At 63.1% G+C, this 9,526-nt stretch carries 10 protein-coding genes and 1 pseudogene; 5 read left to right on the top strand and 6 right to left on the bottom strand.

Annotated features, from left to right (window positions below):
• Nucleotides 1–42 precede the first annotated feature (42 nt).
• Nucleotides 43–288 carry a hypothetical protein gene (locus tag EJC77_RS19870; protein WP_205787535.1) on the bottom strand — a complete coding sequence of 82 codons (246 nt, stop codon included), beginning with the start codon at nucleotides 286–288 and terminating at the stop codon, nucleotides 43–45.
• 193 nt (nucleotides 289–481) lie between these two features.
• On the opposite strand from EJC77_RS19870, the pseudogene EJC77_RS19865 reads away from it, so the two are divergent.
• Nucleotides 482–667: pseudogene (locus EJC77_RS19865) on the top strand (SRPBCC domain-containing protein); the annotation flags it as partial.
• Nucleotides 668–749: 82 nt separating this feature from the next.
• Here the strand turns inward: EJC77_RS19865 and EJC77_RS19860 are convergent.
• Nucleotides 750–1,259 carry a hypothetical protein gene (locus EJC77_RS19860; protein WP_240630392.1) on the bottom strand — a complete coding sequence of 170 codons (510 nt, stop codon included), beginning with the start codon at nucleotides 1,257–1,259 and terminating at the stop codon, nucleotides 750–752.
• Nucleotides 1,260–1,744: 485 nt separating this feature from the next.
• Between EJC77_RS19860 and EJC77_RS21295 the strand changes: the two genes are divergently transcribed.
• The gene (locus EJC77_RS21295; protein WP_240630391.1) at nucleotides 1,745–2,176 is read left to right on the top strand and encodes a hypothetical protein; all 432 of its coding nucleotides are present in this window, start codon (nucleotides 1,745–1,747) and stop codon (nucleotides 2,174–2,176) included.
• An 80-nt stretch (nucleotides 2,177–2,256) separates the two neighbouring features.
• Here the strand turns inward: EJC77_RS21295 and EJC77_RS20575 are convergent, their stop codons facing one another.
• The 3 genes from EJC77_RS20575 to EJC77_RS19845 form a co-directional block, all read right to left on the bottom strand.
• Nucleotides 2,257–3,201 (bottom strand): polysaccharide deacetylase family protein, encoded by a 945-nt coding sequence (locus EJC77_RS20575; RefSeq protein WP_164520506.1) that lies wholly within the window; start codon nucleotides 3,199–3,201, stop codon nucleotides 2,257–2,259.
• Nucleotides 3,202–3,335: 134 nt separating this feature from the next.
• The gene (locus EJC77_RS20570) at nucleotides 3,336–3,536 is read right to left on the bottom strand and encodes a hypothetical protein (RefSeq protein WP_164520505.1); all 201 of its coding nucleotides are present in this window, start codon (nucleotides 3,534–3,536) and stop codon (nucleotides 3,336–3,338) included.
• Nucleotides 3,537–4,559: 1,023 nt separating this feature from the next.
• Nucleotides 4,560–5,084 (bottom strand): hypothetical protein, encoded by a 525-nt coding sequence (locus tag EJC77_RS19845; protein WP_240630390.1) that lies wholly within the window; start codon nucleotides 5,082–5,084, stop codon nucleotides 4,560–4,562.
• Between the two features lie 249 nt (nucleotides 5,085–5,333).
• On the opposite strand from EJC77_RS19845, the gene EJC77_RS19840 reads away from it, so the two are divergent.
• Genes EJC77_RS19840 through EJC77_RS19835 form a run of 3 tightly spaced genes read left to right on the top strand, consistent with a single transcriptional unit; the run spans nucleotide 5,334 to nucleotide 6,344 of the window.
• A complete protein-coding gene (locus EJC77_RS19840; RefSeq protein ID WP_125616926.1) occupies nucleotides 5,334–5,867 on the top strand; it encodes a hypothetical protein in 534 nt (177 codons plus the stop codon).
• Nucleotides 5,868–5,882: 15 nt separating this feature from the next.
• Entirely contained in the window at nucleotides 5,883–6,044 is a 162-nt protein-coding gene (locus EJC77_RS20565; RefSeq protein WP_164520504.1) for a hypothetical protein, read from the top strand.
• Between the two features lie 6 nt (nucleotides 6,045–6,050).
• Nucleotides 6,051–6,344: a hypothetical protein gene (locus EJC77_RS19835; protein ID WP_125616923.1), complete on the top strand. Its 294-nt coding sequence runs from the start codon at nucleotides 6,051–6,053 to the stop codon at nucleotides 6,342–6,344.
• 1,510 nt (nucleotides 6,345–7,854) lie between these two features.
• On the opposite strand, the gene EJC77_RS19830 is transcribed toward EJC77_RS19835, so the two are convergent.
• On the bottom strand, nucleotides 7,855–9,423 hold the full coding sequence (locus EJC77_RS19830) for a trypsin-like serine protease (protein ID WP_205787531.1): 1,569 nt from the start codon (nucleotides 9,421–9,423) through the stop codon (nucleotides 7,855–7,857).
• Between the last annotated feature and the right edge of the window lie 103 nt (nucleotides 9,424–9,526).

Genomic DNA, 9,526 nt, shown 5'->3' with positions numbered 1-9,526 from the left:
AGCCGCCAACCACTCATGACGAAACCCGGCAACTCCACCGGGTCAGCCTGCGTTGCCCACCTCACCGCTGATTTTCGGGTTAGTGAAGACCGCGTCTTTGGACGCGTCGTACCAGTACACGCGAAGCGCCTCCAGTCCACAGAACTCCCTGGCCCGGACCAAGATTCCCTGGATAAGCGCCTCGTAGTCAACGTCAAAAACCGATCGCAAGGATGTTCCCGCCGCCTGCTGGCCTCCGACGGCCAGAAGGAAACCCGCATCGATGAACACAACGCTTTGAGACCCCATACAGCGAGCCTACTGACCACTCATCGATAACTGAACAACTCCCGCTCAGGCGTGGCGTGGTGTGAAGCCGTGCGCACTTTCGCGACTGGACATGCGGCCATACCTGGTGCGGTTCTCGCCGGGCAGAATCATGCAGGCCCTTCTTGTATCTAATCGCCCCTTAGTCTCAGGCGATCCCGCGCAGCGACGGGCAGGCGCCTCACGCATCACCTGGGAAATCGAACCGGTCGGCGCCTCATGCCACCTGACCGTCACGCACGATCAGTTCCGCGAAGGCGCCAACGACCAGCTCAACGAGGGCTGGCCGATAAACCTCTCCGGCCTGTTGACCTGGCTGGAAACGGGCGAGGTCCTGACCACGCCGGGCTGGCTGAGGTAGGCTCAGCCTGACCATTCCTGAACCGGGCCGCCACGCGCCCATCGCCTGACGGCCGCTCAGGGGCAGGCAGACCACCGCCTCCCTACGAGGAGGCTGGACGCAGCGAGACAATCATCCGCTTGATGTCCTTGTATTCCTGCGTCTGCATGTACAGCTCGGGCGTGTCCGCGGCCGGCTTTGTTGCCCCCGTGGCGTCGAACGGGTTGTACGCCCCGCCGAAGGTCGCGCTGCTCGGTGGCCATGTGAAGAAGTGGAAGATCGGGCACGCGGCGGGTCCCGTGGGGACCGGGGCGGACGTGATCCCATAGGCCAACACATTGCGTTTCATGGGATCCGTTGCGGCGGCGTCCAGCCGGGACTCGAAGGTGAACCGGGGCGTCGACCCGGCCTGGGCCAACGCCGGCAGCGGCACGGAGTCCAGTATTGAGTATGGGTACTTCCGGGTGCATTCGGTGGCCGTGGCCATGTTAGTGCGTAGCGTCGCCATCTGCTTGCCGTCGGCGTTGGCGACCGCCACAAACACGCCGCCTCCGGACGGCACCTCACCAGCCGGATCCTTGATGATCCAGGCGGACGGATAGTCGAACGTCAATTTGCCGTCCGTCGTCGTGTATGTAATCCACCCCGCAGTTGGTACCGCGGTCGGGGAGGCAGAGGCGGACATCGTCGTCGGGCCGGCAGTGCGGGAACTCGGACCTGCGTTGGGAGCGGGCTGTCCGCAGGCCCCCAGCCCGAACCCGGCAATCAATACGAAGATTGCCAGCCATGAACGTCGTTTTATCATGAAACTCAACCCCTTGGCTTGCTATATGAAGGGTTTCATGATAGGCGCCACTGCTGCCGGGGTGACGTGATCACTTTAGGGTGCCCCCAAATTGTTACTGCCACACATCGCCGCAGATCAAAAGTTATATACGTTAAGAGTCATACATACGGGATGCGGCGTTGCATGGCCTTTTATCGTGCTGGGAAAGTGCTCATTTTGCTGTTCCCTACTGCCATGGGCCGGTGTTCGGGGGCCTGTGCCTGCCTTCTGGTCATGAGTCCGATCATGGCCCACTTGACCATCGTCTCGGCGTGGGCGGGAAGCCGTTCATAGTCATGGCCGAGGCGGTGGCAGCGGACGAGCCGGGAGAGGGAGCGTTCGACAACCCGGCGCCGGGACAGGGCCTCGACGGGGTGAGGCCCTGGGGGCGTCTTCACGATCGGCACGGTGCCCTGCAGCATCCGTCGGCCCGCACCGGCACGATCGAGGGCATCGTCATCCGGGCCGCCGAGGATCAGCCGGCTCCGTCGTGGTCCTGCAGGCTGGCCGCGGTGACCGGCACGACGACCAGCAGGCCGGTTGTGCCGCCCGCGATGAGGCGGTTGCAACCGGTGGCCTTCTTCCTCGCCTCGCACCCGCGCGGCGGCACGAACCGGGTCGTGGATCCGGTCGCAGGTGACGTCGGCGGCCCACCCCCGGGAGTACCAATACACGGTGTCCCGGGGCGGGACGTCGTGCCGTAGCATCCGCCACGCACACCCGGGTGCGGTTCACGGGCGGGATCGCCTCCAGGACCCGCCGGCGCGGATGGATCGCTGCGCGGCTACCGTCCCGGGGATGGTGTGCAGCCACGGCCGTGGCCGCGGCAGCCATACATTTGCCCGGGTTGCAGGTCGATGCCCGAGAAGAGCTGCGGGACCGTCACGAGGGTGTATCCGGCGCGCTGCAGGTCCGCGATCAACTCGACCTGGTGGTCAACGGTGGTGGCATGGATGTCGTGTTCGAGGACGATGGCGCCGGGGGAGACCTGGCGCATGATGGCGGGGATGTATTTTGCCGGGTCCCGGGTGAGCCAGTCCAGGGAATCGACCGACCAAAAAATGATGGGCATTCCCACGTTCTGCCGGACCATCTGGTCCACACCGCCAAACGGCGGGCGCATCAACGTCGGCTCTTCCCGGGTCGCGGCTTTGACGGCAATGTTGGTCCGCTGGATCTGGTCAACGACGGCACCGGGGCTGAGCCGGCGCAGGTCCGGGTGGCTCCAGGTGTGGTTGCCGACGGTGAATCCGGCGTCGTGCTCGGCCTTCACGAGCTGCGGGCTGTAGTTCGCCGCACCTCCAACGGCAAAGAAAGTGGCCCCGACCCCGGCCTTCTCAAGCATCGTCAAAAGCCGCGGCGTCGTCGCCTGGGCGGGTCCGTCGTCGTAAGTCAGGGCCGCACACGCGACGATGTCGCAGTTGACGTGCCGCAGGGCTTTGGGGTCCGGGGTGGGCGGCTTCCATGGCCGGGCGGCGCCGTCCTGGACGCGCCGGCCCAAGACGGTCAGCCAGGGCCGGACTGTGGCAGCGGGCACCGTCAAGGACCGGTATCCGGTGTCGGAAAGTATTGGCGCGGCGGCGGGAAGGGTGAGGGTGAGGTTCCCGGCGTCATCGAACGCCAGATCCGTCAACGACAAAGGCGCCGTGGCGTTCACGCCGTGCGAGGATTGGGCCAGTATTGACAGTTGACCACGGTGCCCCGGGATCACCAGCTCTGCCGACGGCACGGTTCTCCCCGTCCCGGAGTCATAGACGACCGTTGTCTCAACCGTGCTCCCGGGGCCCTGTCTGGACGGTGTTGTCGTCCGCAACCGGCCAATCAGAAAACTCCCGCCGGCGTGCGCCAGCGATCCATGCACGGCTAGTTTTGCAGTGTCCGGACGGGCTGCTGGGGCAGGGTCCACGCCGGCTGGTACGGCCCGCCGGTGTGCTTGTCCAGGGCCGCCAGCAGCTGGTGGTCGATGGCTGCATTGAAGCTTGTTGCACCGTCCAGATAAGCCCACGTGCCCGACGCCGTCGCGGACTGCAGTTTCATCGGGTAGGCGCCTGCGACGGTGGACATGTCCCGTCCGTCCGGCAGTGGAACCATCCACGACCCGGGCGTGGCCGGGGCGCTGGTCCGCCCGGTGGTGGCGGGCGCGGGAGGGGGGGGTCGCCGGGGCGCAGGCGCTGGCCATGGCGAGGGCCGCGACGGCTAACACCAGGACGCCGGTGCGCCGCAGGGACGCCAGGGCCGAGGGTGAAGGGTGGCTCATGAATCTCCAGACACGGACGGGATGATCACAGTGGACTATCCCATGGTGCGGTGGACGAATGCTGGAAAACCGCGCCTACGCGACCGGAGAAATCCAGCGCACCGTAGACGGTCCTGCAGGGGTGTCGCGATAACGTCCCGATACGACACTGAGGACCTCACCGGCACGGAGTGGAAACGCGGTTGGTGGGTGCAGGGCCGGTTACCCAGTATCGTCCATCGCGTCGGGAGGCATGTATTCCAGCCGGATCTGGGTGGGACCTCAGGAAACTTGATGGAGACCCGGGCCGACATTCCCATTCCCACTCAACCGGACTGAAGGGATGTCAGGGGCCACTGGTTTCTGCCCACCAGCGGCCAAGTCTACCCGCTGCCGGCCAGTAAGAATGCCCGAATAGGTCATGAGATCTGCCCACAAAATTGATTTGATGGGTGGCCATTCCGTCCGGGGTTTAGTTCAGTTGCGCCATTTCCTTCTCGGCCAGGGCTTGGGTGAGCCTGACGGTCCGGCTGGTGGAACGCTCCGAACTTTTTTCGAAGTCTGAGTTTGTGACCCTCAACGGCAAATGTCCTAGTTTTTTCAGCACTAGTGGTCCAGTGGGTTATGACAGTGCCGGTTCCGTAAATGGAACCTAGGGCGGGCACACCGTCAGAGGAATCAGTGAAGCCCCGGGCAGGCCTGTCCCGTTTGTCCGGCCGGGAACTTTTCAACGGCAGCGAATACCACGCTGTTGCGTGATGATGGCCGGACCCAATTGAGGACCTTGGGGCAAAGGCGCGCATCGGCTGCGTTCCATCCAACGACCGGAAAGGATTCCTCGGAGATGTTGTTCAGGCGCGGCGCTTGATGCGGCTGAACCAGGCCTGTGAATTAGGGAGCCACAAAAGGGCGGTCGCCACGAGCCGGATGATGAGACCGGCCAGAGATCCCCCCCAAATGCCGCTCAATCCAATCAATCCAAAGGGCGGCGGAATGACTGATATGACCAGAATCGCCGAAAGAGCGACCCTGGCCCATCCCTTGCCTTGCTTCATCTTCGTGGCCAGCAGGATCTGCGCCGCCGCAACGACCAAGGAGAGGATAACTGGCAGCAACCCCACGAAGATCGTTCCTGGAGGGTTGGTCCCCATGGACAGGTAGCCGTAGCCAACGGGGAGGAGCAACAGGCCGGACAGCACGTTGAGGAGACCGCCGAAGATCCAGATCCAGTAGGAGATCTTGAGTTCGGTGGGGAGGCCGTGCACCTTGAACATGCCGGAGAAGCCGCCGGCAGGTGTGAACTCAATCAAGGCCGGTGGCGGGTACGGCGGGACTTTGCCTTGACTGGGGTCGGGAGGAAGGTTGGAGGCACTCATTGGTCACAATGTAGTCCCGCCAAGCCCTTGGATCTACTGTCACATTTGCGTTTGATCTTGCCGATGATGCCAAAGAAGATCTCGACCATGTTCAGCCACGAATCACCTGCCGNAGAGTCTCTGCGACGAATAGGACTGATTCGAGCTCGCTTCATGACTGTCGCTGACCTAACCTGAGCTAACCGGATACGCACTAGTCATCTAATGGCCTCTTGGCGCCGCGGGCATGGAACAGAGTAAAATTCAACCATGTTGGTACCACAGCTTGGCGGTGCGATCAAACGGCCGTGGACCGCTACGATTGCTGTCTCGGCATGGTTGGGAATCATCACCGCAGGGATACTGCTGTCATTGTATGCCTTGACAGTCTTGGCCCCAGTTTCCCTCTACGGCGAACAGGCATTCTGGACGGTCGCAGGGACAGCCGTGATAGGCATCTATCTGGTGCTCATTGCCACCGGTACCGCCATGGTGCTCCGCGGCTTCCGCGCTGGCCTGATCCTGGTCTCCACACTGGCCGTATTGACCATCCTGGCGAGCGTCCCAAACCTGCCCCAGTTGGCTCATCTGGCCTGGGATCCCTCCGTTCCGGACGGGGTAACCGGCGGCGGTGCTGCGGCGCTGAACTGGCAGGCACTCAACCAATTCATGTTCATTCAAGGGGGCATGCTCTTCGTTCTGTTTCCTGCCATCGGCGCTGTTTTCGCCTGGCTCCCACCAACACGACTGTGGATGTCCCTGCGGCGGCAGGCCATACGGGCCGCCCGGACGGATCACCGGTAGTGCAGGGAGGGCGAAATGATTGCAAAATCCCAGCAGGGTCGGGCCGTCATCCCGGCGAGGACCCCGGTGCGGGTTCGGGTTGTGCTGATCATGGCCGACCTGATTGCGGTCCTGATAATTTGGGGGAACCTGAAACCCCACGCATCCGAGGCACTGGCGCATGTGGTCATTCCATGACTCGGCGTGACCGAGGTCGCTATCCTGCTCCTTGTTTTATGGCCCGCCTGGAGAAGTCATCTCTGGGCCGTCGGGATCCAGGCGGCGGTTCTGCTCTTCGTCGTCGGCCATTCATACTGGATTCTCATCAACGACCCGTGGGTGGGCGGCGCGGGCAACCCTGGCCACGGCAACGCCGAGGTCTGGGGCACAGGCATCGGTGTGGTTTTCATCATCTTGAATATTCCCCTGCTCGTCGTCATTGTGGTTGAGGTCGAGTTCCTTATCGACCGGCTGCGGAAGCCGTTGCCTGGGCCATGAAAACGGCCAGCAGGTGCATCCTTCTTCTTTGCCTATTGTCGGCAAGCTTGACGCACCTCGTTCGAAAGTTTCAGTGATGTCCCGCTGCCGGGAAGCCCGCGCACGTCGAAACAGCCCCGCCGACACACGCCCCACCTTCCCCGCCGCGCGTGCTCAATGAACGACGCCGGGGGCACCGGCCGGCGTCGTCCACTCCGCGACACATGCCGAGACGGCCGTTGAGACCATGGGCCCCGACGCGGCGGTCGAGACCATGGGCCGTGCGCTGGACGTCCGAGGGCCGCTACGAGCGGCATCCTGGGCGACGGCGAGAACCTGGAGGGCGATCCCGCACACCGCCTCCTGCCGGCACTTCACCGGCGGGATCCTTGATGGTCCAAGCTGACGGATGGTCGAACGTCAATTTTCCGTCGGTCGTCGTGTATGCAGCCCACCCCGGAGGTGGCATCGCGGTCGGGGAAGCAGAGCCGGACGTCGTCATCGGGCTGGCGGTGCGGGAACTCGAACCTGCGGTGGGAGCGGTCCGCTCGGAGGGTCAATTTTATCGGCTACAGCCCCCAAGTTGTCCAGACCCGTGGAAACCTCGGATTCTCGCGACTTTCGGACCAGTCTGTCGAAAAACGTGAGTAGAAATTGAACCTATTTCGCAGCTCACCACGTGAATAACGTGAGCATCTTTTCGTTCAAAACGTGAGTAAAACGTGGATTGGTCCCCCGTCGCCCCTCGCCGGCGGAGTAAAACCGCAGGTCAGAGCCATATTGCGTGCCCCGGACAGGAATCGAACCTGCGACCAAGAGAAACTCAGGAGAATCATGCCAACGGCTTTCGATCGACGCCATAAACTGCCAATTTCCGGGGGAGTGCGGGACGACAGTGCCCCGTTGACATGCCATGGATTGGCATGGGTTTTCGTTCAAAAACGTGAGTAAAACGTGACGAGGCCCTGCAGCGTAGCGCCGTGGCTGCAGTTGGATGACCGTTTGCAGGTTCATCGGCATGGCGGATGGCATGCCACTGGTTATCGAGAGCGGTCCGTCGTGCTTCACAAGTTCGCGTTGTTCAGGGCGCGGTTTCGGCCTGGTCGGCAAGTTGCCCGATTTGGCCATGAAAAATGCTTGTTGGTGGTTTTTTGTTGGGGGATTGGAGCGTTGATTTCCACAATCTAACGGCGATTGCCCCCGATTTGTCGTCTCGCCCGGCCTGAATTTGGATCACTTTTGTAAGCCAAACTGCGAATGATCCGTAGGTCCTGTTCTTGTCGGGGTTTCGTTGAAGGGGCGGTCTGGCCAGTTAGCCTGTCAACGAAACCCGGGTCTTAATGTGACCTGGCACTCTACTGCGCCGAAACGGTGCAGTAGAGTGCCTTTGGGTGGACGCGGTCTCTGTCCGTGCAATTCCTCCGTCCGGCCTTGTCGGGTGACGATGGTGCGGAAAGGTTGACCTTGTTTTCGGTTTCCCGGTGTGGCTGACTTTGCGGCTTGCGGCAAGATCAGTCGTGCCGGCCGTGGTCTATCTGGGCGTTTGCCCAAAAATTGTCATGGGGTTCCATGAATTTCCGATCTGGATTGGCGTCCCCCAGGTGCGGGGTGCAGTCACCGGGTAGTAGCGGAGCAGGCCGTTGACATCTCTGGCCACGACGCCGGCGCTGCCGGTGCCGGCGAAGTCGTAGATGGGGTTCATGCTTGTTATAGTGCTCCAGCCGACTCCGACAACGGGTCGTGTCTCTGCGATGAATCCGGCGGCGCCGTTGGAGCGGTAGAGCTTGAGTTCCCCGGCGGTGTCTTTGGCGAGGAGGTCGAGGTTGCCGTCTTTGTCGAAGTCGATCATGGTGAGGCCCAGCCCGGTCCACCCGTTGCCGATGGCCACTGCGGGTGCGAGGGTGGTCCCTGTTGGGTTGCCGAGGTAGACGAGGCTTCCGGTGGCGTTGTATCCGATGATCCCGGGGTTTTTGTCGGCCTTTTTCCATCGCCCGACGACCAGGGTCCAGTCCTTCCAGCTGGTGCCGAGGCTGATCGGGCGCAGGTACCCGCTGGTTGAGCCGAGGTAGACGTCGAGGCGCCCATCGGTGGTCTGCGCCACGATGTCCTGGATTCCGTCGCCGTTCCAGTCGGCGACGAATCCCGCTTTGAGCCCGGTCCAGCCGGAGCCGATGACTTCGCGCATGCCGAGCTGGGTTTTGCCGTTTCCGGGGTAGCGGTAGAGGAGCTTGGCGGCGTCGGAGGCCACGACGTCATTGGTTTTGATCAGGTGGCTTGAGGCGTGGGCTGACTCTGTGGCCGTGGTGGTTGCGATCCAGTCGATGAGGTCATCGATCCTGGTGGCCGTGGCGTTGGAATCGGTGGCCTGCGAGTAGAGGCAGCCGCCCTGTGTGCTGGTGCTGACGATGGCGGCCAGTTCGGGACCTGAAGGTGTGGTGCGGATCCCTGGTGCTCCGCCGTCCCCGGCGCACAGGGCTGCGCCGGGTGTTGCCGGGGTGACGGTGAGTGTTGATGGGGCCAGTGAGCCGACCTGGAAGTCGCTGGTGTGGGGCTTGTCAGGCACCCATTCCGTCGCGGTGCGCCCGAAACCGGTGAAGGTCAGGGTTTCGGAAGCCTGGGGTGCGGTCACTGCAACCTTGGCCGGGGTGATCGTGTCGATGGGCAGGGCCAGCTCAACGAGGACTATGTCGCGTGCGAGTGCGGCGGGTGCGGTCTGAATTTGCAGCACGGCGGTGCCGGGCTTGTCGCGGGTGGCGGCGTCGGCACCGGTGAGGACCTTCGCAGGCCGAGGTGGGGCGCCTGCGGTGAGGCTGGGGTAGTCTGCGGGGTTGGCGGTGAAGCAGCTTGCGGCGGTGACGACCCAGAGCCGGCTGACCAGGGTGCCGGTGCAGGTGCCGATTCCGGTGTCGACTTTCACGACGGATGCGCTGGTGTTTGCGGGTGCTTCCGGGCCGGTGGTGGCATGGGCGGGCAGGGCGCCGGCCAGGCCTCCGGCGAGGGCCAGGGCGAGGGGGGCGGTGATGCCGACCCACCGCCGCCTGAGAGGCGTCCGGCCATGGTTTCGGTCGGGGGCGGATGTGTGGTGTGCAGTTTTGGTCATGTTCATGGTCTGTGTCCTTGTCCTAGGTGCGTGTGTCAGTAGTCGTTTCGGATAGTTTTTAAAACGCCGGGAGATCAACCGGGCTGGCGGTGGTGGGGCTGGG

It is taken from the genome of Specibacter cremeus, from assembly GCF_003946885.1.
GTDB classification, from domain to species: domain Bacteria; phylum Actinomycetota; class Actinomycetes; order Actinomycetales; family Micrococcaceae; genus Specibacter; species Specibacter cremeus.
This window is presented reverse-complemented; position numbering and strand designations above follow the sequence as displayed.

What these genes read in the sequence shown, in the direction of transcription:
- EJC77_RS19845 (WP_240630390.1), bottom strand. Translation starts at nt 5,084, where the DNA reads ATGAGTGCCTCCAACCTTCCTCCCGACCCCAGTCAAGGCAAAGTCCCG.
- EJC77_RS20570 (WP_164520505.1), bottom strand. Translation starts at nt 3,536, where the DNA reads ATGTCCACCGTCGCAGGCGCCTACCCGATGAAACTGCAGTCCGCGACG.
- EJC77_RS20565 (WP_164520504.1), top strand. Translation starts at nt 5,883, where the DNA reads ATGATTGCAAAATCCCAGCAGGGTCGGGCCGTCATCCCGGCGAGGACC.
- EJC77_RS19830 (WP_205787531.1), bottom strand. Translation starts at nt 9,423, where the DNA reads ATGACCAAAACTGCACACCACACATCCGCCCCCGACCGAAACCATGGC.
- EJC77_RS19870 (WP_205787535.1), bottom strand. Translation starts at nt 288, where the DNA reads ATGGGGTCTCAAAGCGTTGTGTTCATCGATGCGGGTTTCCTTCTGGCC.
- EJC77_RS19840 (WP_125616926.1), top strand. Translation starts at nt 5,334, where the DNA reads ATGTTGGTACCACAGCTTGGCGGTGCGATCAAACGGCCGTGGACCGCT.